Source organism: Aliihoeflea sp. 40Bstr573, assembly GCF_024105655.1.
In the GTDB taxonomy this organism is placed as follows: Bacteria; Pseudomonadota; Alphaproteobacteria; order Rhizobiales; family Rhizobiaceae; genus Aliihoeflea.
Map to the genome: position 1 here is coordinate 195,903 of NZ_JAAAMH010000004.1, position 23,947 is coordinate 219,849.

Consider the following 23,947-nt stretch of genomic DNA (forward strand, 5'->3'; position numbering starts at 1 on the left):
TCCGTCGAGCCCCTTAAGAAATTAAAGAAATTTTTAAGGAGTCTTATGGTTCTTAGAGTCTGTTGGAATCGGGGTTTCCCGCTTCTCCCCGAACGCGTGCGCGTCGGCCAGTGGTTATATCGCCGCAAGGCGAATTGCGAAACCTGTTGACGATCAACGGGGACGGGCGTGATTCGTCTTTACTGGCCAAGCACTTGCACTCGCCCATGCCAATGCGCCTTCATAACCCGGCCTGTGAAACCGGCGCCGTTGCCCACGCAGTTTCCCACAAGCGCGATTCCGATCTCACAGGAGAGCGAATTGTGGAGAAACCGCCATCTGATACATTGGCCCGCGATCGGCCCTGCCGCTCTCCCGCTTTATGCACAGTCGCCCACAGGGCAGGCAGAATCCCGTGAACAAACCGCAGAACTTCTTCCATCTTCACCTGATTTCGGACGCGACCGGCGAGACGCTGCTGGCGGCCGGCCGCGCCGCGGCGGCGCAATACAAGAACGCACGCGCGATCGAGCACATCTACCCGCTGATCAGAACCGAAAAGCAGCTCGAAAACGTCTTTGTCGACATCGAGGAAGCGCCGGGCATCGTGCTCTATACGGTGGTCGACCAGGAACTGGCGGCACGGATCGATGCGCATTGCCAGTCACTCGGCCTGCCATGCGTCTCCGTACTCGAGCCGGTTTTGCTGGTTTTCCAGTCCTATCTCGGTACGCCGGCAGGCCGCCGCGTCGGCGCACAGCATGTTCTCGATGCGGATTATTTCCGCCGCATCGACGCCCTCAACTTCACCATGGAACACGATGACGGCCAGTTGCCGCCGGACATCGAAGAAGCCGACATCGTTTTGATCGGTATTTCCCGCACCTCGAAGACGCCGACCTCGATCTATCTCGCCAATCGCGGTATCAAGACAGCGAATGTCCCGATCGTCATCGGGGTGCCGATCCCGCCGCAGATCGTCACCGCGAAAAAGCCGCTGATCGTCGGCCTGATCGCGACGGCTGAGCGGATTTCGCAGGTGCGCCAGAACCGCATGCTGGGCGGGGCCGGTTTCAATCATGGCGACTATGTCGACCGGCTTTCGATTTCGGAGGAACTGGCCTATGCCCGTCAGATCTGCAACCGGCATGGCTGGCCGATGATCGACGTCACGCGGCGCTCGATCGAGGAAACCGCAGCAGCCATCGTCGCGTTGCGCAACAAGAGCCATCGCGAGGAGGCGCTGTGAGACAAGAGATTATCCTGGCTTCGGGGAGCCCGTTCCGTCGCAAGATGCTGGAAGACGCCGGCATTGACCTTAGCGTGGAACGACCGGCCATAGACGAGCGCGCGGTCGAGGATGCAGTCGGTGGTGCAGGTCTTCGCCCTGACGACCTGGCGCAAATCCTCGCCGAGGCAAAAGCCGTGGATGTCAGCCAGAACCATCCGGGCGCCTTGGTCATCGGCTGCGACCAGACCTTGTCGTTGGGCGAGGAACTCATTCACAAACCCGCTGACATGGAGGAGGCGCGCCGACGGCTCCTGATGCTGTCCGGCAAGACGCACCAGCTGAACAGCGCGGTGGTCATCGTTCAGGATGGCGAGACGATCTGGCGTCATCTGTCGGTCGCGTCGATGACGATGCGCGAACTCGATCCGTGTTTCGTCGGTCGCCATCTGTCGGCAGTGGGAGACGTGGCCTTGTCGTCCGTGGGCGCCTATCAGATCGAGGGCAGGGGCATCCAGCTCTTCGAGAAGATCGAGGGCGATCACTTCACCATCATCGGCCTGCCCCTCCTGCCGCTCTTGAAAAGGCTGCGCGAACTGGGCGCCATCGATGGCTGACATGACCAGCGCTTTCGTGATCGGCCATCCGATCGCGCATTCTCGCTCGCCGATGATACACGGCCATTGGCTGGCCGCGCATGACATTGCGGGCGAATATCGGGCCGTCGACGTCGCACCGGGCGACCTGCCCGGATTCCTCGAAAGCGTGCGGCGCGGCCTGTTTTGCGGCGGCAACGTCACCATCCCGCACAAGGAGGCCGTCTTCGAGGCCGTCCATCGCCGCGACGCTGCCGCAAGCGCCATCGGCGCGGTCAACACGCTCTGGCTCGACAACGGCCAACTCATCGGCGGCAACACCGACGCATATGGCTTCGCAGCCAATCTCGACGCGGGCGCGCCGCACTGGCGCGCGGCGGAGACGGCTCTCGTGCTGGGCGCGGGCGGCGCGGCGCGGGCGGTGCTTCATGCTTTGCGCGAGGCGGGCATCGGCAAGGTCACGGTGGCCAACCGTTCGGCCGCGCGGGCCGGCGAGCTGGCGCTGGCCTTTCCGGGCGTCAAGCCGGCCGGGCTCGACCAGGCGTCGGCCTTGCTTGCGAAAACGGATCTGCTCATCAACACGACGTCGCTCGGCATGAAGGGCCAGCCGCCGCTCGACCTCGACCTCGACGCACTCCAGGACCACGCGATCGTGACCGACATCGTCTATGCGCCTCTGACAACGCCGCTTCTGGCGCGCGCTAAATCACGCGGCTTGAAGACGGTCGACGGGCTCGGCATGCTGCTGCATCAGGCAGTGCCCGGGTTCGAGCGCTGGTTCGGCGTCAGGCCGGCGGTTACGCCGCAATTGCGCGCGATGATCGTCGCCGATCTGGAGGGCGCGAGATGATCGTCATCGGGTTGACCGGATCGATCGGCATGGGCAAGTCGACCACCGCGCGGTTTTTTCGCGAGGCGGGCGTGCCGGTTCACGATTCGGACGAGGCTGTGCACCGGCTCTATGCCGGCAAGGCCGCACCCTTGATAGAAGCCGCCTTCCCTGGAACCGTGAGGGACGGCGTCGTCGACCGCACGCTTCTCGGTGCGTGCATCCTGGGCGACGCAGCGGCGTTGAAGACCGTCGAGCGCATCGTCCATCCGCTGGTGCGGGCCGATGCCGACGCTTTTCTCGCCGAACATCGCTCGGCGGGACGCAAGCTGGTGGTGCTCGACATCCCGCTTCTGTTCGAAACCGGCGGGGAGGGGCGGGTCGACCGCATCGTCGTCGTCTCCGCGCCGGCCGAAATCCAGCGCGAACGGGTGCTTGCGCGGCCCGGGATGTCGGTGGAGAAGTTCGAGGCGATCCTTGCCAAGCAGGTGCCCGACGCCGACAAGCGACGACGCGCCGATTTCATCGTCGACAGTGGCGGAGGGTTGGAGGCGGCGCGGGCGGCCGTCGAGGCGATCGTGGCGAAACTCGAGGCAGAAGCGAGATCCGATGCGTGAGATCATATTCGACACCGAAACGACCGGTCTCGACCCGAACGAGGACAGGATCATCGAATTCGGCGGTATCGAACTCGTCAACCGCTTCCCGACCGGGCGCAGCTTCCACGTCTATATCAATCCGCAAGGCCGGCAGGTGCATCCCGAGGCGCTGGCGGTTCACGGCATCACCGATGCCTCGCTCGCCGACAAGCCCACCTTCGACGGTATTCTCGCCGACCTGCTCGCCTTCACCGAGGGCGCGCATCTGATCGCGCACAATGCCAATTTCGACATCGGCTTTCTCAATGCCGAGTTCGGCCGGCTTGGCGTCGACATGATCGAACCGGCTCGTGTCGTCGACACGCTGGCGATAGCACGGCGCAAGCACCCGATGGGACCGAACTCGCTGGACGCGCTTTGCCGGCGCTATGGCATCGACAATTCGCACCGTACCAAGCACGGCGCGCTGCTCGATTCGGAACTGCTTGCGGAAGTCTATATCGAACTGATCGGCGGTAGGCAGGCCGCGCTCGTGCTCGACGTGCAGGCGAATGGCACTGGCGAGCGTTCCGATGGAATGGCGGTGATCGATATCCGTCCGCGCCCTCGGCCGCTCGCGCCTCGTCTCAGCGAGGACGAGATCGCAGCCCACGCGGCCCTCGTCGGCACGCTTGGCGACAATGCGATCTGGCGGGTGGTGGAACCGTCATATGCAGCGTCGGCCAACGGCTCCTGAAACAAAAAACCCGGCGCTAAGGCCGGGTTTCTGGTTCTTGGTGCAGTGATCAGGCGGTGCCGGTCGGCTGCGCCACCTTGGCGCGTGCCTGTTCCTCGGCCATGCGGCGCTGGAACATCTGCGCAAAATCGATCGGGTCGATCATCAGCGGCGGGAAGCCGCCCTGGCGCGTGATGTCGGCGATGATCTGGCGGGCGAAAGGGAAGAGCAGGCGCGGGCACTCGATGAAGAGCAGCGGCAGCATGTGTTCCTGCGGGAAGCCGTCGATCCGGAAGACGCCGCCATAGACGAGCTCGGCATTGAAGACGACTGTGTTTTCGACTTCCGCCTTGGCGTTGATCGTCAGGACGACGTCGAATTCCTTGTCGGCGATCGGGTTCGCATTGACATTGACGTTGATGTTGATGCCGGGCGGCTGAGTGCGCGTGCGCAGCGACTTGGGCGCGCCCGGGTTCTCGAAGGACAGATCCTTCACATATTGCGAGACGACGTTGAAGGTCGCCCCCTGCTGGGGCTGCGCGCCGGGCTGTGCGGCGCCGCCGCCGTTTTGACCATTGGTGTTTTCGGGCGTTTCGGCCATCTCGTCGTTCCTCTCCTCGTCCGAACCAGGGGCGTCCGGACGGCTGTTGCTCCAATAAATCGGGCGTTCGCTAACATGCACGCCCGATCGTTACAAGTTCAGCGCGGCGGCAGGCGCGGATCGGAGGGCGAGCGCGTGGGTTGCTCGCCCGGCGCCGAAAGGTCGCTGTAGTCATCGGCATCGAGATCGACCACGCCGTCGCGCGTGCGGCGCCTCGCCTGCCATGCGGCACCGCCCTGGACAGTGGTTACGCGAATGCGCTCGCGCAGCAGGCGCCAGCCAAAATCGCGCACCGGCGGCAGAAAGAGGAGGAGGCCGATGGCGTCGGTGACGAAGCCTGGAATGATCAGGAGGAGGCCGGCGACCACGATCATCATGCCGTGCACGAGGTCGCGTCCGGGCGAGCCGCCGCGATCGAGCTCGGCACGGATGCGCTGGATCGTGCTGAAGCCCTGGACGCGCACGAGAATGATGCCGAGAAAAGCCGACGCGAAGATAAGTCCGAGCGTCGCCAACACGCCGATCTGGCTGCCGACCGCGATGAAGGTCGCGATCTCGACCAGTGGCATGGCGAGGATGAGAAGGGGGATCAGCGAAAATCGCACAATAGAAGCCTCAAAGTCGGTTCGCCGATATATAGGAAGGGCCTGCGTCCATTTGAATGCAGCGCTGCGGCGATCTATATGCAAAAGATGGAACGGGCGCTTGAATTCGCGCCAGAGGGCTTCACCTAGTGCGCAACCACGCTCCAAGCGTGGATTTGCGATCCGAATTGAGTAGCGAGCATCGGGCATCGCCGGGCGACCGGCAGGAATTCGATCCGGCGCTCCAGTGTAACGACAAACAGGGTCTTGGCGGACGACATGGAATTCTTCGATTTCGGAACCATCTTCTTCCTCGTCGCCGCCGCGGTGATCTTTTATCAACTGCGCAGCGTGCTCGGCAGGCGCACGGGCAACGAGCGGCCGCCGCAAGATCCCTACACACGGCCCGAGAGCGACAAGCAGGCGGCTCCCGAGAATGTCGTTTCGCTGCCGCGCCGCCGCATGGGCGACGCTGCGCCTGCTCCCGACTATGCGGCGATCGACGCCGTCGCGCCGGAAGGCACGCCCGTCAACAACGGCCTGCGCGCCATCAGGCAGGCCGATCCGAGTTTCGATCCCGCGCAGTTCGTCGATGGCGCCAAGATGGCCTACGAGATGATCGTGATGGCCTATGCTGACGGCGACCGCCAAACGTTGAAGAACCTGCTCTCGCGCGAGGTTCATGACGGTTTCGTCCAGGCTATCGCCGACCGCGAGGCGCGGGGCGAAAAGGTGCAGTCTTCCTTCGTCGGCATCGACAAGGCGGAAATTGTGGGTGCCGAGCAGAAGGGCTCGGAGGCGCATGTCACGCTGCGCATCGTCAGCGAACTGATCTCGGCGACGCGCAATGCATCGGGCGAGGTGATCGACGGCGATCCGGAGGCTGTCGTTGAGGTCAAGGATGTGTGGACCTTCGCCCGCGATACGCGCTCGCGCGACCCGAACTGGAAGCTGGTCGCCACCGAAGCGGAAGAATAGATCCGGTTCCGCTGGCATGAACACGCCGGCTGCTCTCGATTTCCTGAGGTTCGACGACATCGCGAACTGGCGCAGCGACGAGCATCGCGCCGCCTTTGGCGCATTCCGCCGCTCGGCTTTCCGCAATCTGGAAAAGCGCTGCAAGACGGGCGCGTTCGGCATTTGCGCCGAAGATCTCGAGCCTGCATTCGCTTGCGCGCGAGACGGCGTGGACGATGCCCGCGCCTTCTTCGAACGGCATTTCCGTCCAGCGCGAATCTTGGCCGAGGGTTTCGTCACCGGCTTCTACGAGCCTGTGGTCGAGGCCAGTCCCAAACGCACCGCGCATTTCCGCCATCCCATCCTGACGCGGCCAGCGGACCTCGTCGATGTCACCGACGAGAATCGCCCCGCCGGGTGGGATGCACAAATCGTCTTCGGTCGGCAGACCGCGGCGGGCATCGTTCCGTTCTTCGACCGAGGCGAGATCGAGCGCGGCGCGCTTGAAGGGCGCGGCCTTGAAATCGCGTGGCTGGCCGACAAGGTCGATCTGTTCTTTATCCATGTCCAGGGCGCGGCCCGACTGATGATGACGGATGGCAGCGAGCGGCGGGTAACCTATGCGGCGAAATCGGGCCACTCCTTCGTCGGACCAGGGAAAATTCTCGCGGACCTAGGCGAAATTCCGCGAAAAGACGTCACGATGCAGTCGATCCGGGCCTGGTTTGCCGTCAATCCGGCCCGGATCGACGAAATTCTTTGGCACAATCGCTCGTTCATCTTCTTCAAGGATGTCCAGGTCGACGACCCGGCTCTCGGCGCGATCGCAGCCGCGAAGGTGCAGCTGACGGCGGGGCGGTCGCTCGCAATCGACCGCAAGCTGCACACATTCGCCACGCCGTTCTTCGTCGAAGCGCCTGACCTGGATTTCGCGCGGCTGATGATCGCGCAGGACACCGGTTCGGCGATCGTCGGTCCGGCGCGGGGGGACATCTTCTGCGGTTCGGGAGACGAGGCGGGCGAAACCGCGGGCGTCATCAAGCATCCGGCCGAATTCATCATGCTGGTGCCCAATGCGGCCGCGGAGCGGCTGACATGACGCGGCGCGCCAGGGGACTGAGCCGGGAGGACCGCCAGCTCTGGTCGAAGGTCGCGCGGTCCGTCGCGCCGATGCCGGGCAAGAGCTTTCCCGAAGAGATGGAGGAGGGTCTGGCCAGTGACGAGGCCAAGGCTTCACCGGCTCTGCCGCCGGTAATCGCCGACGCCAAGCACCAGGCCGAGGCCTTGCGCCGCGAGCCAGTGCAGCGGCCAATAATCGATCGGCCGACGAAGAAGAAGCTCGCCAAGGGGCGGCTCGCGATCGAAGGCAAGGTGGATCTTCACGGCATGACGCTTGCCGAGGCCCATGGCGTCCTCCTCGCTTTCCTGCACAATGCCTATGCGCAGGGGCGGCGCCATGTTCTGGTGGTGACGGGAAAGGGATCTTCGATGGGCAGCGACGGCGTGTTGCGCCGGCAGGTGCCGCAATGGTTCGCAACGCCCGCTTTTCGCGGCCTGATTTCGGCGCATGAGGATGCCGCACGCCACCATGGCGGGCAGGGCGCGATGTATGTGCGCCTGCGCCGGCGTCCGGGAGATGCGGCGTGACGCCGTTCGGCGAGAAGTTGCGCGCGATGCGCACGGAGCGCGGCATCGCGCAAAAGGAGATGGCGGCCGCGCTTGGCGTCAGCCCGGCCTATCTGTCGGCACTGGAGCATGGCCGGCGGGGCGTGCCCAACTGGGCAACGGTGCAGAAGATCATCGGCTTCTTCAATGTGATCTGGGACGAAGCGGAGGAACTGGAGGCCTTGGCGGCCCGGTCCGATCCGCGCGTCACCGTCAATACGGCCGGGCTGTCGCCATCGGCGACGGCGCTAGCGAACCGCATGGCGCTGCAGATCGGTGCGCTGGGCGAGGACGACATCGCGCGGATCGTCGCGCTACTCGACGAGATCGATCAGAAAAGCGCTTCCAGATCCTCGAGCCGATCGTTGACCAGCCAGCCATAGTAGTTCTCTTCGGGAAGGCGAGGGGCTTCTCCGCGCGCGGCACGCTGGCTGTTTTCAAGCTTGAGGCCATAGGCGCGCTGCTCGGGATTGCCGACGTTGTAGAGGGTCGAAGTGACGCCTGGATTGTCGGAAATGTCGAAGCCGGCGATGCGGCGGTAGGCGTCGATCGAGGTCTTCAAGGTCGCGGCGACGTAGGCGAGCGTCAGGTCCGGGTCCATGATCGTGCGGTAGACAGCCTGCGGGTCGGACGCATCGAGCTTCGGCAGGCCGGAGACCTGGTGGACGAGGTCGCTCATCTGCAGCGCGGTCAGCGGGTTGAGCTGGCCGATGCCGAAGGTCTGGCCGGCATAGAAGGGTTGAAAGAAGACCGCGCCGAACCGATCGTCGGGGTAGGAGCGGCCGTCCACGGTCCGGCCACGGAAATCCCGTTCCCAGACGACTTCGCGGCACGACCACAGATCATAGCTGTCGGCGGCGACGGCGTTGCATTCGGCAAATTCGGGTCGGCCGACGAACGTGGCGATGTTTTCCCCGCCATGGGCGAACTGGAAGCTGGTCGACAGGTAGGAGACGGCCTTGACGTAGTAGGTCTGCAGCCGGTCGTAGGCGTCGACATTGTAGGTGTGCTCGCCAATAATGGCGCCCGCCATGTGAACGGGATCGAGGCCATAGCTGGCGGACACCTGTCGGATCTTGGAGCGAAGCGTCTCGTCCTGTTGGAAGAGGCGCAGGACGCGCTGGTACTTCGCCTCGTAGGTCGTCGACAGCGCACGGGTCCGGCTTGCGGAGCCACCGGGAACGCTCGGCTGCTCGACATTGCGGTTGCCGGGCGGAACTTTCGTGACGGCCTGCGCCTCGCCCGCAACGAGCGCAAGCGAAAGGGACAGAACCAGTCCGGCAAATGCTTTCATGAGATTCGGGGCCCCGGCCAAAGCGCCGCGAACATAGTGAGCGGTCATCGACCCGTCGAGCGCGGATTGCGCCCGACGGTTCGTGATTCGCTCACTTCGTCGCGAGGTGTTGCCAAACGGCCTACAGAATGAAACGGGACAAATCTGTGTTCTTGGCAAGATCGCCGACGTATTTGCGCACATATTCGGCGTCGACCGTGACCGTGGAGCCCGATTTGTCCGGCGCCTCAAAGGAAATCTCGTCCAGCACGCGTTCCATGACCGTCTGGAGGCGCCGCGCGCCGATGTTCTCGACGCTGGCGTTGAGGTCGACGGCGATGCCGGCAAGTTCGTCGATCGCATCGTCCGTGAAATCGAGCGTGACGCCTTCGGTGTCCATCAGCGCAATGTATTGCTTGATGAGGCTCGCCTCGGTTTCCGTGAGGATGCGGCGGAAATCGTCCTTCTCGAGCGCGCGCAGTTCGACGCGGATCGGCAGACGGCCCTGAAGCTCTGGCAGGAGGTCCGACGGCTTGGCGACGTGGAACGCGCCGGACGCGATGAAGAGGATATGGTCCGTCTTCACCGGCCCGTATTTGGTTGCAACGGTCGTACCCTCCACGAGCGGCAGGAGATCGCGCTGGACGCCCTCGCGGGAAGGCCCGGTGCGGCTGTCGCTGCCGGCCACCTTGTCGATCTCGTCGAGAAAGACGATGCCGTCATTCTGCGTCACGTCCAGAGCGCGGGCGATGACCTCGTCATTGTCGAGAAGCTTGTCGGACTCGTCATTGATCAGGTGGCCGTAGGATTCCTTGACGGTCGTCTTGCGGGTCTTCGTCTTTTGTCCGCCCATCGCCTTTTGGAGCATGTCGTTGATGTTCAGCACCTGCGCGCCGGGCATTCCGGGAATCTCGAATCCGCCCATCGGCGCACCGGTATCGGCGACTTCCACCTCGATTTCCTTGTCGTCGAGCTCGCCGGCGCGCAGCTTCTTGCGGAAGGAATCGCGCGTCGCGGGGCTGGCCGTCTTGCCGACCAGCGCTTCGAGAACGCGTTCCTCGGCATTGATATGCGCACGCGCCTTGACGTCCTCGCGCATCTTCTCGCGCGTCAGGCCGATGGCGGTCTCGACCAGATCGCGGATGATCTGCTCGACGTCGCGGCCGACATAGCCGACCTCGGTGAACTTGGTCGCCTCGACCTTGATGAAGGGGGCGCCGGCGAGCTTGGCGAGGCGGCGCGAAATCTCGGTCTTGCCGACGCCGGTCGGCCCGATCATCAGGATGTTCTTCGGCATGACCTCTTCGCGCATCTGTCCGTCGAGCTGCTGGCGGCGCCAGCGATTTCGCAAGGCGATGGCGACGGCGCGCTTGGCGTCCTTCTGGCCGATGATGTAGCGGTCGAGTTCGGAAACGATCTCGCGGGGGGAAAATGTGCTCATGAGTTTTCGATGTCCTGCGGTGCGTCCAGCGCCATCAGGTGGGCCGGACCAAATTGTGAGTTGCGCGTGTCGATATGGCGGAAGCCGGCCTTCTCGTAGGCGCGGATCGCGCGGGCATTGTCGGGATGCGGGTCGATGACGAGGCGCGGCGCGCCTTCGCCGAAGAGTTCCGCGGCGAACTGCGCGACGATCGCGCTGCCGTGTCCCTTGCCGATGAGATCGGCTGCACCGATCGAGATGTCGAGACCGAGTGTGCCCATGGGCTGGTCGGCGTAGGGATGCTCGTCCTCCAGATGCGGATCGTAGGACTGCAGGTAGGCGATCGGACTGCCGTCGAGCTCGACGATCAGCGGTTCGGTCGAGATGTCGTCCATCGCCGCTTCGATCTCGGCCAGGCCCTTGTCGGGATCGCCCCACCATTCGCGTACATGTGGCGCGCGCAGCCAGGCGCGGAGCATCGGCAGATCGTCGGGCTCGAGCGAACGGAACGCGTAGCGCGGCCTATTCGGCATCCAGCACTTCCATGACGACGTTGGAGTTGGTGTAGACGCAGATTTCGCCGGCGATCTGCATGGCGCGGCGCGCGATCTCCTCGGCGTCGCGGTCGGTGTCGATCAGGGCGCGGGCGGCCGCGAGCGCATAATTGCCGCCGGAACCGATCGCCATGACGCCCTGCTCGGGTTCGAGCACGTCGCCATTGCCGGTGAGCGCGAGCGTCACCGACTTGTCGGCGACGAGCATCATGGCTTCGAGGCGGCGCAGATAGCGATCCGTGCGCCAGTCCTTGGCGAGTTCGACGCAGGCGCGGGTGAGCTGGTCGGGATACTGCTCGAGTTTGGCTTCAAGCCGTTCGAGAAGGGTGAAGGCGTCGGCAGTGGCGCCGGCAAAGCCGGAAATGACGTTGCCCTTTCCGATGCGGCGCACCTTGCGGGCGTTGCCCTTCATGATTGTCTGGCCAAGGCTGACCTGCCCGTCTCCGGCGATCACGACCTTGTTGCCCTTGCGCACGGTGACGATTGTCGTCGCGTGCATGGAAGTCTCGTTGGACATATCTTCTCCGATACTGTCTCCGGCAGGCCCGACGGCGCCCGCCACTCGGCTGGTTATGTATGCTGCCGGTAAGCGTTTGCAATCGGCGCACCGAGGCTGGTATGAGGCAAGCGCTTATCTCATGAGGGCAGGGACGCCACGATGGCCGACGGCAAGGGCGCGCGCAGCGCGACGATCGAGCGCAAGACGAAGGAAACGGAGATCGCCGTCACGGTCGATCTCGACGGCACGGGTCGCTCGCAGATCGCGACCGGCGTCGGCTTCTTCGACCATATGCTCGATCAGCTTGCGCGCCATTCGCTGATCGACATGACGGTCAAGGCGAAGGGCGACCTCCATATCGACGACCACCACACGGTGGAGGACACCGGCATCGCGATCGGCCAGGCGATCGCTAAGGCACTCGGCGAGCGCCGTGGCATCGCGCGCTATGCGTCGATCGACCTTGCCATGGACGAGACGCTGACCAAGGCGGCGATCGACGTGTCGGGCCGGCCGTTCCTGGTGTGGAACGTCTTATTCTCCGCACCGAAGATCGGCACGTTCGACACCGAACTGGTGCGCGAGTTCTTTCAGGCGCTGGCGCAAAATGCCGGGATCACGCTGCACGTCCTCAACCATTACGGCGTCAACAACCACCACATCGCCGAGACCTGCTTCAAGGCGGTGGCGCGGGCGCTGCGCATGGCGGTCGAGCCCGATGTGCGGCAGGCGGGCATGATCCCGTCGACCAAGGGCACGTTGAAAGGCTGAGGCAATGGCAAGCTTTGTCGTGATGGAGCCGCCGGTTCGCGACCCGGCCGAAAAGGCCGTTCTGGTCCGCGACGGCTTTCACTTTTTCGGCTTTCTCGTGCCGTTCGTCTGGTTCGCGTTCCATCGCATGTGGCGGGAAGCGGCAATTGCGCTTGTGGCCTCCATGGCGCTTTCGGTGGCAGGCGCCTATGCAGGGCTCGGGGGCGCGACGGCCTGGCTGTCGCTCCTCGTCGGCATCTATGTCGGGCTGGAAGGTTCGGCGCTGCGCATCGCCGCCCTGAAGCGAAACGACTGGAACGAGTGGGGCGTCGTCGAGGCGCGGAACGCGGCGGATGCCGAAATCCGCTATCTGGCCGATCGCGACGTGATCGCGGAAGCCGAAACGCCGCCGCGCGTCATGGCTCCATGGTCCCGCCCGACGCCGGCCGTCCGCCACAGCGGGCCAGCGCTTGGCCTGTTCGGCTATCCGGGAGCCAAATGATGCGGGTTGCGATCATCGATTACGGGTCAGGCAATCTGCGCTCGGCGACCAAGGCCTTCGAGCGCGCCGCGCGTGAGGGCGGCACGAACGCGCAGATCGAACTGACCGACGATGCCGGGCGGGTGGCGAGCGCGGATCGCATCGTGCTGCCGGGCGTCGGCGCCTATGCCGATTGCCGCCGTGGGCTCGATGCCGTACCGGGCATGGTCGAGGCGCTGACGGAAACGGTCATCGACAAGGGGCGCCCCTTTCTCGGCATCTGCGTCGGCATGCAGCTGCTCTCGACGCGCGGCCTCGAGAAGACCGTCACTGAGGGGCTTGGCTGGATTCCCGGCGACGTGAAGGAAATGGAGCCGGCGGATGCCGCGCTGAAGATTCCGCAAATCGGCTGGAACACGATTCACGTGAAACAGGACCACCCGCTTTTCGCCGGCATTCCGACCGGCGAGGGCGGCCTTCACGCCTATTTCGTCCACTCTTACCAACTCGCCGCCCACGATCCGGCCCATGTTCTGGCGGCGACCGATTATGGCGGGCCGGTCACAGCCGCCGTCGGCCGCGACAATATCGCCGGCACGCAGTTCCATCCCGAAAAGAGCCAGACGCTTGGCCTGGCCCTGATCGCCAATTTCCTCAGGTGGAAGCCTTAGTCAAAGAACAGACTGGCTTGACCGTCAGGTTTTGGCAGTGGGCGTTGCGTTACCCGGCGGGTAGGAGTGTGAGGGGTTGGATTTGTTCGCTTCGCCAAAGATGGATCTTCAGTCATGAGCTCCTGATAGGCCGCTTTACGCGACCCCTCATTTCTTTCTTCGCTCCAGACCTCATAGAAGCGGAACGGGTTCTCACCATAGCGCGCAACAAGCGACTGGACGGCCTCACCGCGCCAGCGCGCTTTCCAGATATCTTTGGCCTGCTTGTCTGAGAAGTATGTCATTCGTGTAACTCCTGGAAGGACAGGAAGCATCGGCGAATGTCAGGCGTTGACGGTGAATCGGCGATATGCTTTTTGACCGTTGTAGGAAACATCCTATTGCCCCACGACGCTTCTAGTTTCGGGCGCAAAAAGCCGGGCCGGAATCCCGGCTTTTTGCATTCGCGATTCAACTTTTACGGGTGAGTCGCTCAAGGAGTCCAGAGACGAAAGCTTTCATTCACATGTAGACTTGTTCTACAAAGGTTCTGCTGGATACAAAGCTAATGATCCTCTTTCCCGCCATCGACCTGAAGGACGGTCAGTGCGTGCGCCTGAAGCTCGGCGAGATGGACTCGGCGACCGTCTACAATCCCGACCCCGCCGCGCAGGCGAAGGCCTTCGAGGACCAAGGCTTCGAATGGGTGCATGTCGTCGATCTGAACGGCGCGTTCGAGGGCCAGTCGGTCAATGGCGCGTCGGTCGAGGCGATCCTGAAGGCGACGAAGAACCCGGTACAGCTTGGTGGTGGCATCCGCACGCTGGCGCATATCGAAAGCTGGCTGGAAAAGGGTCTCTCTCGCGTGATCTTGGGCACGGTCGCCGTACGCGACCCGGAACTGGTGAAGGAAGCTTGCCGGCTTTTCCCGGGTAAGATCGCCGTGGGCATCGACGCAAAGGGCGGCAAGGTCGCGGTCGAGGGCTGGGCGGAAGCCTCGACCCTCGGTGTCGTGGAACTTGCCAGGAGATTCGAAGGCGCGGGCGTTGCCGCCATCATCTACACGGACATCGACCGCGACGGCGTCCTGACGGGCATCAACTGGGATTCGACCATCGGGCTTGCCGACGCGGTGTCGATCCCGGTGATCGCGTCGGGCGGGCTCGCCTCGCTCGCCGACATCGTGCGCATGACCATGCCGGACGCGCAAAAGCTCGAAGGCGCGATTTCGGGCAGGGCGCTTTACGACGGACGGATCGACCCGGCCGAGGCGCTGGCGATCCTGAAGGGCGAGAAGCCGGCTCCGCCCGCGCTGTTCGAGGAGCCGCGTTCGTGACCCTCAAGGCCCGTGTCATTCCCTGTCTCGACGTCAAGGACGGCCGTGTCGTCAAGGGTGTCAACTTCGTCGACCTGATCGACGCCGGAGACCCGGTGGAGGCGGCGAAGGCGTATGACGCGGCGGGTGCGGATGAACTGTGTTTCCTCGACATCACAGCCTCGTCTGACAATCGCGAAACGATCTTCGACATCGTGGCGCGCACCGCCGAGCAGTGCTTCATGCCGCTGACTGTGGGCGGTGGGGTGCGGCAGGTTGCGGATATCCGCAAATTGCTGCTTGCCGGTGCGGACAAGGTCTCGATCAACACCGCAGCCGTGAAGAACCCGGACTTCGTCGCCGAGGCCGCCGACAAGTTCGGTAACCAGTGCATCGTCGTGGCGATCGACGCAAAGAGGGTTTCGGCCGAGGGCGAGCCGGATCGCTGGGAGATCTTCACCCATGGCGGGCGCGAGAAGACCGGCATCGACGCGGTGGAGTTCGCGCGCAAGATGGTCGATCTCGGCGCAGGGGAGCTTCTGCTCACCTCCATGGATCGCGACGGCACCAAGATCGGCTACGACCTGGCGCTCACACGGACCATTGCGGACGCCGTGCGCGCGCCGGTGATCGCATCGGGCGGCGTCGGCAATCTCGACCATCTGGTCGAGGGCGTGCGCGACGGCCATGCGACGGCTGTGCTGGCCGCCTCCATCTTCCACTTTGGCACCTATACGATTGCGCAGGCCAAGGCGCATATGGCACAAGCTGGATTGCCCATGCGGCTCGATCCCGCCGCCTGAGCCGTGGAGGCTTGATGACCGATTTCACGCTCGCCGATCTCGAGCGCATCGTTTCCGAGCGCGGGCGTTCGGGCGCCGCCGATTCCTGGACGGCGAAGCTTTTCGCCAAGGGGCCTGAGCGGGCTGCCAAGAAGATGGGCGAGGAGGCGGTCGAGGCCGTCATCGCCGCCGTCAAGGGCGACCGCTGCGAGCTTGTTTCCGAGACGGCCGACCTGCTCTATCATCTGACCGTGGTGCTGGCGCTCGCCGACATCCCGCTCTCCGACGTGATGGCTGAACTAGAGCGGCGGACGGGACAGTCGGGCATCGCCGAAAAGGCCTCGCGACCGCAATGAGCGCGCGCAAGCGACCACGCAAGGAAAAGGCGGGCGGCATGGACCAGCTCACGCCGGACCAGTTCTATTCTCCCTATCGCCGGTTTTCGGCCGAGGAATGGGCCGGCTTCCGCGCCGACACGCCGCTGACGCTGACGGAAGACGAGATCCGGCGCCTGCGTTCGATGGGCGATCCGATCGACCTGGAGGAAACGCGGCGCATTTATCTCTCGATGTCGCGGCTCCTGTCTGCCCATGTCGAGGCGAGCCAGCTTCTCTTTCGCCAACGGCAGATTTTCTTCCGGTCCGAGGCGGCGACCAAGACGCCGTTCATCATCGGCATTGCCGGCTCCGTGGCGGTCGGCAAGTCGACAACGGCGCGCGTCCTGAAGGAGCTCCTTCAGCGCTGGCCGTCGAGCCCCAAGGTGGACCTGGTGACGACCGATGGCTTTCTGCAGCCCAATGCCGAGCTGCGCCGGCAGAACCTCATGGAGCGCAAGGGTTTCCCCGAAAGCTACGACGTCGGCGCGCTGCTGCGCTTCCTCTCCGGCATCAAGTCCGGCGCCCGTAACATGCGCGCGCCGCTCTATTCGCACTTCACTTACGACGTGCTACCGGGCGAGTTCGTCACCATCGACCAACCGGACATCCTGATCTTCGAGGGAATCAACGTCCTGCAGACGCGCGATCTGCCGAAGGACGGCAAGGTGGTGCCTTTCGTCTCGGACTTCTTCGACTTCTCGATCTATGTCGACGCCGAGGAAAGCCAGATCCGGCAGTGGTATATCGAGCGCTTCATGCGCCTGCGCGAGACCGCCTTCCGCAACCCCGAGGCCTTCTTCCACAAGTATTCGCAGCTTTCCGAAACGGCCGCGCTCGCCATTGCCGAAGGGCTGTGGACCAACATCAACCTGAAGAACCTGACCGAGAACATCCTGCCGACCCGCCCCCGCGCCGATCTGATCCTGCGCAAAGGCGGCGATCATCTGGTCGAGGAAGTCGCGCTGCGCCGCCTGTGACCGCCGCGATCTACATCGCAGCGGCGTTTGCCGAAATCGCAGGCTGTTTTGCATTCTGGGCATGGCTGAAACTGGACAGGTCGCCGCTCTGGCTCATCCCCGGCATGCTTTCGCTGGTGGCCTTCGCCTATCTGTTGACGCTTGTCGAGGTGGAAGCCGCAGGTCGCGCCTATGCGACCTATGGCGGCGTCTACATTGCCGCTTCGCTGGCCTAGCTGTGGGCTTTCGAGGGCATGCGGCCGGATCGCTGGGACGTGACGGGCGCCGCGATCTGCCCGATCGGCGCCGCCGTCATCCTGTTTGGGCCCCGCACGGCTTAGGCGTTACGCGCCTCAGCGTCAGATTGATCCGACCGCCATTCTTCAAGAGCGTCGACGTGCCGGGGTAGATGCGATCGACGCCATGGAAGGCCAGTCGGCTTTGCTCGCCAAGAATGACAACGTCGCCGGAGGAAAGTCGCAGCGAGCGCGTCGGATCGGAACGACCAACTCCGCCGATGCGGAACAGACAATCGTCGCCGAGCGAGACGGAGACGACTGGTGCCCCGAACTCCTGCTCGTCCTTGTCCTGATGGAGGCCCATCTTCGCCGAGGCGTCGTAGAAATTGACAAGGCAGGCCTGCGGCGGGGGGGCGAACTGCGCCTCATTTTTCCAGAGTTTCAGAAGCGATGAGGGGATCGACGGCCAAGGCGCGCCGGTCTCGGGATGGGTCGGCTGGTAGCGATAGCCGCGCTCCTTGTCGGTGACCCAGCCCAGATCGCCACAATTCGTCATCCGTACGCTCATTTCCTTGCCCGAACGCGGCATGCGCGGAACGTAGAGCGGCGCGGCGGCGACGACGGTACGGATCTCGGCGACGAGCGCTTCCTGCGCGCTGCGGTCGAAATAGCCGGGCAGGTGCCGGAAACCGGTCGGAAGGGCAAAGCTCCCCATCAGTCGAAGCCGACTTTGCCGCGGTTCTTCTTGATGGTGGAGCGGCCCGACTTGGCCTTCAGGCGCCGCTCGACCGAGCCCTTTGTCGGCTTGGTCTTCCTGCGTGGCTTGGGCGGCGGTTCGGCGGCCTTGGCGATCAGCTCGGCCAGCCGCGCGCGCGCGTCGTCGCGGTTCTGTTCCTGCGTGCGGAAGCGGCCGGCCTCGATGACGATGACGCCGTCCTTGGTCGCGCGCTGGCCGGCGAGCTTGATCGTTCGTTCGCGCACGCGCTCGGACAGGGTAGGCGAACTGGCCGCGTCGAAGCGGAGCTGGACGGCGGTCGCGACCTTGTTGACGTTCTGGCCACCGGGCCCTGAAGAACGAATGAACTGCTCCTCGAGCTCGCTCTCGGCGATCTCGATATTCGGCGCGATGAAAAGCCCGTCGCGCGTGCTCATGTCTTCCAGACGATGATGTCGCCGGCGGACTTCTTGCCGATGTCCGGCACCAGCGCGCCGTCTTCCGGATAGCCCACGACAAGCAGGATCAGCGCCTTCTCATGCTCGGGCCGGCCACAGATCTCGTTGAGGAAACCCATCGGCGAGGGCGTGTGGGTCAGCGTCGCAAGCCCGGCATTGTGAAGCGCGGCGATGAGGAAGCCGGTGGCGATGCCGACCGACTCGGGCACGTAATAGTGCTTCACGCGCTTGCCGTCGGCCGCGAGGCCGTAGCGTTGCGCGAAGATCGCGACCAGCCAGGGCGCGGTTTCCAGGAAGGGCTTGTTGGCGTCGGTGCCGATCGGGGCGAGCGCATCCAGCCATTCCTCCGAGGCGCGGCCGGCGTAAAACTCGCGCTCTTCCTTCTCCGCCGCCTCCCGGATCGCCGTCTTCGTTGCCGGATCGCCGATGCACACGAAGGTCCAGGGCTGCTGGTTGGCACCCGACGGCGCGCCGCCCGCCGTCATGATGCAGGTCTCGATCAGTTCGCGCGGGACGGGCCGCGGCGAGAAATCGCGCACGGTGCGGCGTGCCTTCATCAGCGCCCGGAAATCCTGCGCGCGGGCCATCATCTCGGCTTCGTCGCGATGCCTGAATTCGAGCGGTCTGTGCGGCGTGTGCTTCATGGATATCCTCCCGATCAAGCGAGATTTGCACTGGCCGTGGTCAAAAGAAAAGGCCCGGTCGATGCCGGGCCTTTCGTTGGAATGGTGGGAAGGTCTATTCGGCCGCTTCCTGGTAGCGCGGCGCGGCGTCCTTGACGGTCGCGTCGACATGTTCCTCGAACTTGGTGAAGTTGTCCGTGAACATGGCCGCGAGCTTCGCCGCCTGACGGTCGTAGGCCGCCTTGTCGGCCCAGGTCGAGCGCGGGTCGAGAATCGACGAATCGACGCCGTCGACCGCGACGGGAACCGCAAAGCCAAAATTCGCATCGGTGCGGAACTCGGCATCGCGCAGCGAGCCGTCGAGGGCAGCAGCGAGGAGCGCGCGCGTCGCCTTGATCGGCATGCGCTTGCCGACGCCATATGCGCCGCCGGTCCAGCCGGTGTTGACCAGCCAGCAATCGACGTCGTGGCGGGCGATCAGATCCCTCAGGAGATTGCCGTATTCGGAGGGATGGCGCGGCATGAAGGGCGCGCCGAAGCAGGTCGAGAACGTCGCCTCCGGCTCGGTCACGCCCTTTTCGGTGCCGGCAACCTTGGCGGTGTAGCCGGAAAGAAAGTGGTACATGGCCTGCGCCGGCGTCAGCTTCGCGATGGGCGGCATGACGCCGAAAGCGTCGGCCGTCAGCATGATGACGTTCCTTGGGTGCGGCGCGACGCCCGTCTCGCTTGCATTGGGGATGAAATCGAGCGGGTAGGCGCAGCGCGTGTTCTCGGTCAGCGATCCGTCGTCGAAGTCCGGCACGCGGGCCTCATCGAGGACGACGTTCTCGAGCACGGTCCCGAACCGGCGCGTGGTCGCGAAGATTTCAGGCTCGGCTTCGGCCGACAGCTTGATGGTCTTGGCGTAGCAGCCGCCTTCGAAATTGAAGATGCCGTCCTCGCCCCATCCATGCTCGTCATCGCCGATGAGCGTGCGGGTCGGGTCAGCCGAAAGCGTGGTCTTGCCGGTGCCGGACAGACCGAAGAAGACAGCCGAATCGCCGTCGCGCCCGACATTGGCCGAACAGTGCATCGGCATGACGGATTTTTCCGGAAGCAGATAGTTAAGCGCGGTGAAGACCGACTTCTTCATCTCGCCCGCATAGGACGTGCCGCCAATGAGGACGATCATGCGCGAGAAGTCGACCGCGATGACGGTTTCGGTGCGCGATCCGTGACGCGCGGGGTCGGCGCGGAACGAGGGCAGGTCGATGATCGTCAGCTTGGGAACGAAGCCGGCAAGATCGGCCGCGTCGGGGCGGATGAGGAGGTTGCGGATGAAGAGCGAGTGCCAGGCATATTCGGTGACGACGCGCGTCGGCAGGCTGTGCGCGGCGTCGGCGCCGCCGATCAGGTCCTGCACGAAGAGGTCCTTGCCTTTGGCGTGCTCGAGGAAATCGGCATGGAGCCGGTCGAACGCCTCGCGCGACATCTTCTTGTTGTTGTCCCACCAGACGCGGGACGCCGTCATCTCGTCCTCGACGATGAACTTGTCCTTGGGCGAACGGCCGGTGTGCTGGCCGGTACGGGCAACGAGCGCGCCATGGGCCGTCAGTTCGGCCTCGCCGCGCCGCAGCGATTCCTCGTAGAGTTCGGCAGCGCCGAGATTGTAATGGACCTTGCCGAGGTCGTTCAGACCGCTGGCGTCGATCCCGCAGGCGGGGTTGCGCTTACCGATTTCCGTCATCTGCTCCACCTAAAAAGCCGCACCGAAGAAATAGAGAAACCCTGCACGACCCGCGCCGCTCCGGCGACCGATATGCAGGGTTCAATGGTCCAGAAACAGAAAAGCCTAGCGATATCAAATCATTAATCGATTTAAAACTTCGGGCCGTGCGTTAAATCGGTTATATCTACTTTAAAGCTGAGGTGGCGTTGCCATATGGCGGCGGGAAGGGCCGGCACTATTTGGACGCAGGCTGTGACACGGCGCGAAATCTGTGCCACATTTTGTACCAGATTTGTCCCCCAAGAGACGGGCCGCGTTTCTTTTGAGAGCAAGGGACAGCCGCCTATGAAGGAGCCGCTTGAGATGGCAACGATCGCGCTTGTCGATGACGACCGCAACATTCTCACGTCGGTCTCGATAGCGCTCGAATCCGAGGGCTATCGGGTCGAGACCTATACGGATGGAGCGTCGGCGCTCGAAGGGCTCGGCGCACGCCCGCCGAACCTTGCGATCCTCGACATCAAGATGCCGCGCATGGACGGCATGGAACTCCTGCGCCGGCTGCGCCAGAAGACCGACCTGCCTGTGATCTTCCTGACCTCCAAGGATGACGAAATCGACGAGCTTTTTGGCCTGAAGATGGGAGCCGACGATTTCATCCGCAAACCGTTCTCCCAGCGCCTCCTGGTCGAGCGGGTCCGCGCGGTTCTGCGCCGGGCGAGTGCCCGCGAGCCGGGAGCCAAGCCTGCCACGCAGCAGGCGCGCTCGCTCGAGCGCGGCCAGCTCGTCATGGATCAGGAGCGGCACACCTGCACCTGGAAAGGCGAGCCGGTCACGCTGACGGTGACGGAATTTCTGATCCTGCACTCGCTCGCGCAGCGACCCGGCGTCGTCAAAAGCCGTGACGCGCTGATGGATTCGGCATATGACGAACAGGTCTATGTCGACGATCGGACCATCGACAGCCATATCAAGCGGCTGCGCAAGAAGTTCAAATCGGTCGACGACAGTTTCGACATGATCGAAACGCTCTACGGCGTCGGCTACCGCTTCCGCGAAGCCTGAGCCGCAGGGACCGGAGTAGCCGGATGAGACATGGCGGCTGATACGGACCGACCCGTCAGGACGCTGCCGCGTGCAGCAAGGCCAAGCGTGGTGCGCTGGACGCGGTCCTGGCGCGCGATGCGGCGCCTGCTCGGCCAGTACATGTTCTCAAGCCTCACCAAGCGCATCCTGTTCCTCAATCTGGCTGCGCTGGGCGTGCTCGTCGTCGGCATCCTCTACATGAACCAGTTCCGCGACGGGCTGATCGATGCGCGCGTGGAAAGCCTGATGACGCAAGGCGAGATCATCGCCGGCGCGATCGCCGCCTCGGCGACGGTCGAGACCGATTCGATCACCATCGACCCGGAAAAGCTGCTCGAACTTCAGGCGGGCGAGAGTCTGCCGCCGGACCAGCGCGCGCTCGACAGCCTCGAATTTCCGATCAACCCGGAAAAGGTGGCGCCGGTGCTGCGCCGCCTGATCTCGCCGACTCATACGCGCGCGCGCATCTTCGATCCGGACATGAACCTGCTGCTGGATTCGCGTCACCTTTATTCGCGCGGCCAGATCCTGCGCTATGACCTGCCGCCGGTGGTGCCGGCGGAACCCAGCTTCTTCGACCGGTTGCGGGTGATGTACACCGAATTCTTCCGCCGCACCGATCTGCCGATCTACCGGGAGCAGCCCGGCGGCACCGGTACGGCCTTTCCGGAAGTGGTAGCTGCGGCGAACGGCACGCCCGGCTATCTCGTGCGCCTCTCCGAGAGGGGCGAACAGATCGTCTCGGTCGCGGTGCCGATACAGCGCTTTCGGGCGGTTCACGGTGTCCTGATGCTGTCGACGCAAGGCGGCGACATCGATCGCATCGTGGCGGCCGAGCGCCGCGCGATCCTGAGGCTTTTCGGCGTGGCCGCGCTCGTCACCGCGATCTTGTCGATGCTTCTCGCATCGACCATTGCAAACCCGCTGCGCCGGCTTTCCGCGGCGGCGGTGCGCGTGCGGCGCGGCGGCAAGAACCGCGAGGAAATCCCCGATTTCTCCGACCGCCAGGACGAGATCGGCAATCTCTCGGTCGCGCTGCGCGACATGACAAACGCGCTCTACGCGCGCATCGAGGCAATCGAGAGCTTCGCCGCCGATGTCAGCCACGAGCTGAAGAACCCGCTGACTTCGCTGCGCAGCGCCGTGGAAACCCTGCCGCTGGCCAAGAACGATCAGTCGCGTGCGCGCCTGATGGAAGTGATACAGCACGACGTGCGCCGGCTCGACAGGCTGATCACGGACATTTCCGACGCCTCGCGCCTCGACGCCGAGCTCGCGCGCGAGGATGCCGGCCGCGTCGACGTCGAGAAGCTGGTCGGCGACCTGACGCAGCTCATCTCGCAGCAGAGCCGCGCCCACGCCAAGGCGATCAGGCTGGATTTCAAGGTCGAGAAGGCACCGCACCAGAGCCGCGGTTTCATCGTGCACGGTCACGATCTGCGGCTTGGACAGGTCGTGACCAATCTGGTGGAGAATGCGCGCTCCTTCGTACCGGAGGAGGGCGGCCGCGTGACGGTTACGCTGGCGCGCACGCAGCGCTGGGTGCTGATCACCGTCGAGGACAACGGACCGGGCATCCGCATCGAAAACATCGACCGCATTTTCGAGCGCTTCTATACCGACCGGCCATCCGGCGAGGCCTTTGGCCAGAATTCGGGCCTCGGCCTGTCGATCAGCCGCCAGATCGTGGAGGCGCATGGCGGCACCATCACGGCCGAGAACATTCCAGGCGGCAAGCCGGGCGACCTTCGCGGAGCCCGCTTCACCGTCAGGCTGCCCGCCGAAGACTGATCCGGTGGCCGAAAACATCCATGCCACGCTTGTAATCCTCGGCGACCGCGGTGTCCTGATCACCGGTCCCTCCGGAAGCGGCAAGTCGAGCCTGGCGCTTGACCTCATCGCCCATGCGCGTGGTTTCGCGCTGCTCGTGAGCGACGACCGGGTGTTGATCGAGCGTGGAGCCGACGGCCGGCTGATCGGTCGCGCACCTTCCGTCATCGCTGGCCAGATCGAGATGCGCGGGATCGGCATTGTCGCGCGTTCCTTCGAGCCGCGCGCCGTGGTCGACCTCGTCGTCGACTTGGTCGATCCCGAGAGTGTGGAGCGCATGCCCGATGCAGCGTTCTGGAACGGAGTGCCGTTTCTGCGTCTCCCATGGCGCGCATGCACCCCGGCGCGTCAACATGTCGCCTTCGCGCTCATGCAGCCGAAATCGGGACTTTAGGCCACACTCAAGTCTCAAATCATGCGAAAGCAGGCCGACTGCGGCGGATTCGACCTTGTCAACCGGCGTAGTCGTGACAAGGAT

Annotated in this window: 30 protein-coding genes and 1 pseudogene; 20 read left to right on the top strand and 11 right to left on the bottom strand. The window is 64.1% G+C overall.

Annotated features, from left to right (window positions below; genetic code table 11):
• The first annotated feature begins 361 nt into the window (after positions 1-361).
• From GTK01_RS07615 to dnaQ, 5 genes are read left to right on the top strand one after another with little or no spacing between them, the layout of a single operon-like run.
• A complete protein-coding gene (locus GTK01_RS07615; protein ID WP_252925275.1) occupies positions 362-1,228 on the top strand; it encodes a pyruvate, water dikinase regulatory protein in 867 nt (288 codons plus the stop codon).
• The gene (locus tag GTK01_RS07620) at positions 1,225-1,824 is read left to right on the top strand and encodes a Maf-like protein (RefSeq protein ID WP_252925276.1); all 600 of its coding nucleotides are present in this window, start codon (positions 1,225-1,227) and stop codon (positions 1,822-1,824) included. The genes GTK01_RS07615 and GTK01_RS07620 overlap by 4 nt, the downstream gene beginning before the upstream one ends.
• Positions 1,817-2,653 carry a shikimate dehydrogenase gene (locus tag GTK01_RS07625; protein WP_252925277.1) on the top strand — a complete coding sequence of 279 codons (837 nt, stop codon included), beginning with the start codon at positions 1,817-1,819 and terminating at the stop codon, positions 2,651-2,653. The genes GTK01_RS07620 and GTK01_RS07625 overlap by 8 nt, the downstream gene beginning before the upstream one ends.
• On the top strand, positions 2,650-3,249 hold the full coding sequence (gene coaE / locus GTK01_RS07630) for a dephospho-CoA kinase (RefSeq protein ID WP_252925278.1): 600 nt from the start codon (positions 2,650-2,652) through the stop codon (positions 3,247-3,249). The genes GTK01_RS07625 and coaE overlap by 4 nt, the downstream gene beginning before the upstream one ends.
• Positions 3,242-3,967, top strand: coding sequence for a DNA polymerase III subunit epsilon (dnaQ, locus tag GTK01_RS07635; protein ID WP_252925279.1), 726 nt, complete (start codon positions 3,242-3,244; stop codon positions 3,965-3,967). Before coaE ends, dnaQ begins: the two co-directional genes overlap by 8 nt.
• Positions 3,968-4,016: 49 nt before the next feature.
• Here dnaQ and secB read toward each other — a convergent pair whose 3' ends face one another.
• Together secB and GTK01_RS07645 are read right to left on the bottom strand one after the other, a co-directional pair.
• On the bottom strand, positions 4,017-4,547 hold the full coding sequence (secB, locus tag GTK01_RS07640) for a protein-export chaperone SecB (protein WP_252925280.1): 531 nt from the start codon (positions 4,545-4,547) through the stop codon (positions 4,017-4,019).
• Positions 4,548-4,645: 98 nt separating this feature from the next.
• A complete protein-coding gene (locus GTK01_RS07645) occupies positions 4,646-5,152 on the bottom strand; it encodes an FxsA family protein (protein ID WP_252925281.1) in 507 nt (168 codons plus the stop codon).
• A 258-nt stretch (positions 5,153-5,410) separates the two neighbouring features.
• Here GTK01_RS07645 and GTK01_RS07650 point away from each other — a divergent pair, with 258 nt between their 5' ends.
• Genes GTK01_RS07650 through GTK01_RS07665 form a run of 4 tightly spaced genes read left to right on the top strand, consistent with a single transcriptional unit; the run spans position 5,411 to position 8,136 of the window.
• A complete protein-coding gene (locus tag GTK01_RS07650) occupies positions 5,411-6,109 on the top strand; it encodes a Tim44/TimA family putative adaptor protein (RefSeq protein ID WP_252925282.1) in 699 nt (232 codons plus the stop codon).
• A gap of 16 nt (positions 6,110-6,125) precedes the next feature.
• Positions 6,126-7,187: a murein transglycosylase A gene (locus GTK01_RS07655; RefSeq protein WP_252925283.1), complete on the top strand. Its 1,062-nt coding sequence runs from the start codon at positions 6,126-6,128 to the stop codon at positions 7,185-7,187.
• On the top strand, positions 7,184-7,735 hold the full coding sequence (locus GTK01_RS07660; RefSeq protein ID WP_252925284.1) for a Smr/MutS family protein: 552 nt from the start codon (positions 7,184-7,186) through the stop codon (positions 7,733-7,735). Before GTK01_RS07655 ends, GTK01_RS07660 begins: the two co-directional genes overlap by 4 nt.
• The gene (locus GTK01_RS07665) at positions 7,732-8,136 is read left to right on the top strand and encodes a helix-turn-helix domain-containing protein (RefSeq protein WP_252925285.1); all 405 of its coding nucleotides are present in this window, start codon (positions 7,732-7,734) and stop codon (positions 8,134-8,136) included. Before GTK01_RS07660 ends, GTK01_RS07665 begins: the two co-directional genes overlap by 4 nt.
• Here the strand turns inward: GTK01_RS07665 and GTK01_RS07670 are convergent.
• The 4 genes from GTK01_RS07670 to hslV form a co-directional block, all read right to left on the bottom strand.
• Positions 8,085-9,047: a DUF1402 family protein gene (locus tag GTK01_RS07670; protein ID WP_252925286.1), complete on the bottom strand. Its 963-nt coding sequence runs from the start codon at positions 9,045-9,047 to the stop codon at positions 8,085-8,087. The two genes, GTK01_RS07665 and GTK01_RS07670, sit on opposite strands and share 52 nt — an antisense overlap.
• A 121-nt stretch (positions 9,048-9,168) precedes the next feature.
• Positions 9,169-10,467 (bottom strand): ATP-dependent protease ATPase subunit HslU, encoded by a 1,299-nt coding sequence (gene hslU, locus GTK01_RS07675; protein ID WP_252925287.1) that lies wholly within the window; start codon positions 10,465-10,467, stop codon positions 9,169-9,171.
• Positions 10,464-10,979: a GNAT family N-acetyltransferase gene (locus GTK01_RS07680; RefSeq protein ID WP_252925288.1), complete on the bottom strand. Its 516-nt coding sequence runs from the start codon at positions 10,977-10,979 to the stop codon at positions 10,464-10,466. The genes hslU and GTK01_RS07680 overlap by 4 nt, the downstream gene beginning before the upstream one ends.
• Positions 10,969-11,517, bottom strand: a complete 549-nt coding sequence (gene hslV / locus GTK01_RS07685) for an ATP-dependent protease subunit HslV (protein WP_252925289.1) — start codon at positions 11,515-11,517, stop codon at positions 10,969-10,971. Before hslV ends, GTK01_RS07680 begins: the two co-directional genes overlap by 11 nt.
• 141 nt (positions 11,518-11,658) lie before the next feature.
• Between hslV and hisB the strand changes: the two genes are divergently transcribed.
• The 3 genes from hisB to hisH are packed head-to-tail and all read left to right on the top strand — an operon-like array spanning position 11,659 to position 13,401.
• Positions 11,659-12,270: an imidazoleglycerol-phosphate dehydratase HisB gene (gene hisB, locus GTK01_RS07690; protein WP_252925290.1), complete on the top strand. Its 612-nt coding sequence runs from the start codon at positions 11,659-11,661 to the stop codon at positions 12,268-12,270.
• A gap of 4 nt (positions 12,271-12,274) precedes the next feature.
• Positions 12,275-12,751, top strand: coding sequence for a DUF2628 domain-containing protein (locus GTK01_RS07695; protein WP_252925291.1), 477 nt, complete (start codon positions 12,275-12,277; stop codon positions 12,749-12,751).
• A complete protein-coding gene (gene hisH / locus GTK01_RS07700) occupies positions 12,751-13,401 on the top strand; it encodes an imidazole glycerol phosphate synthase subunit HisH (RefSeq protein WP_252925292.1) in 651 nt (216 codons plus the stop codon). The genes GTK01_RS07695 and hisH overlap by 1 nt, the downstream gene beginning before the upstream one ends.
• Here the strand turns inward: hisH and GTK01_RS07705 are convergent.
• Entirely contained in the window at positions 13,398-13,685 is a 288-nt protein-coding gene (locus GTK01_RS07705) for a hypothetical protein (RefSeq protein ID WP_252925293.1), read from the bottom strand. The genes hisH and GTK01_RS07705 overlap by 4 nt on opposite strands.
• A 263-nt stretch (positions 13,686-13,948) precedes the next feature.
• On the opposite strand from GTK01_RS07705, the gene hisA reads away from it, so the two are divergent.
• From hisA to GTK01_RS07730, 5 genes and pseudogenes are all read left to right on the top strand, one after another.
• A complete protein-coding gene (gene hisA, locus GTK01_RS07710; RefSeq protein WP_252925294.1) occupies positions 13,949-14,716 on the top strand; it encodes a 1-(5-phosphoribosyl)-5-[(5-phosphoribosylamino)methylideneamino]imidazole-4-carboxamide isomerase in 768 nt (255 codons plus the stop codon).
• Positions 14,713-15,498: an imidazole glycerol phosphate synthase subunit HisF gene (hisF, locus tag GTK01_RS07715; protein WP_252925295.1), complete on the top strand. Its 786-nt coding sequence runs from the start codon at positions 14,713-14,715 to the stop codon at positions 15,496-15,498. The genes hisA and hisF overlap by 4 nt, the downstream gene beginning before the upstream one ends.
• A 14-nt stretch (positions 15,499-15,512) precedes the next feature.
• Entirely contained in the window at positions 15,513-15,833 is a 321-nt protein-coding gene (locus GTK01_RS07720; RefSeq protein WP_252925296.1) for a phosphoribosyl-ATP diphosphatase, read from the top strand.
• A gap of 38 nt (positions 15,834-15,871) precedes the next feature.
• Positions 15,872-16,831: a type I pantothenate kinase gene (coaA, locus tag GTK01_RS07725; protein ID WP_252925358.1), complete on the top strand. Its 960-nt coding sequence runs from the start codon at positions 15,872-15,874 to the stop codon at positions 16,829-16,831.
• Positions 16,828-17,151 (top strand): annotated as a pseudogene (locus tag GTK01_RS07730) (YnfA family protein). The gene coaA and the pseudogene GTK01_RS07730 overlap by 4 nt, the downstream one beginning before the upstream one ends.
• On the opposite strand, the gene GTK01_RS07735 reads toward GTK01_RS07730, so the two are convergent.
• The 4 genes from GTK01_RS07735 to GTK01_RS07750 form a co-directional block, all read right to left on the bottom strand.
• Positions 17,123-17,764 carry an alpha-ketoglutarate-dependent dioxygenase AlkB gene (locus GTK01_RS07735; RefSeq protein ID WP_252925297.1) on the bottom strand — a complete coding sequence of 214 codons (642 nt, stop codon included), beginning with the start codon at positions 17,762-17,764 and terminating at the stop codon, positions 17,123-17,125. The pseudogene GTK01_RS07730 and the gene GTK01_RS07735 overlap by 29 nt on opposite strands.
• A complete protein-coding gene (arfB, locus tag GTK01_RS07740) occupies positions 17,764-18,201 on the bottom strand; it encodes an alternative ribosome rescue aminoacyl-tRNA hydrolase ArfB (protein ID WP_252925298.1) in 438 nt (145 codons plus the stop codon). Before arfB ends, GTK01_RS07735 begins: the two co-directional genes overlap by 1 nt.
• A complete protein-coding gene (locus GTK01_RS07745) occupies positions 18,198-18,866 on the bottom strand; it encodes a nitroreductase family protein (protein ID WP_252925299.1) in 669 nt (222 codons plus the stop codon). The genes arfB and GTK01_RS07745 overlap by 4 nt, the downstream gene beginning before the upstream one ends.
• A 94-nt stretch (positions 18,867-18,960) precedes the next feature.
• Positions 18,961-20,571: a phosphoenolpyruvate carboxykinase gene (locus GTK01_RS07750; RefSeq protein WP_252925300.1), complete on the bottom strand. Its 1,611-nt coding sequence runs from the start codon at positions 20,569-20,571 to the stop codon at positions 18,961-18,963.
• Positions 20,572-20,916: 345 nt separating this feature from the next.
• Here GTK01_RS07750 and GTK01_RS07755 point away from each other — a divergent pair, with 345 nt between their 5' ends.
• From GTK01_RS07755 to GTK01_RS07765, 3 genes are read left to right on the top strand one after another with little or no spacing between them, the layout of a single operon-like run.
• A complete protein-coding gene (locus GTK01_RS07755; RefSeq protein WP_252925359.1) occupies positions 20,917-21,618 on the top strand; it encodes a response regulator transcription factor in 702 nt (233 codons plus the stop codon).
• Positions 21,619-21,648: 30 nt separating this feature from the next.
• Positions 21,649-23,430, top strand: a complete 1,782-nt coding sequence (locus GTK01_RS07760) for a stimulus-sensing domain-containing protein (RefSeq protein ID WP_371924294.1) — start codon at positions 21,649-21,651, stop codon at positions 23,428-23,430.
• 4 nt (positions 23,431-23,434) lie between these two features.
• Positions 23,435-23,863, top strand: a complete 429-nt coding sequence (locus tag GTK01_RS07765; protein WP_252925301.1) for an HPr kinase/phosphorylase — start codon at positions 23,435-23,437, stop codon at positions 23,861-23,863.
• Positions 23,864-23,947: the final 84 nt, after the last annotated feature.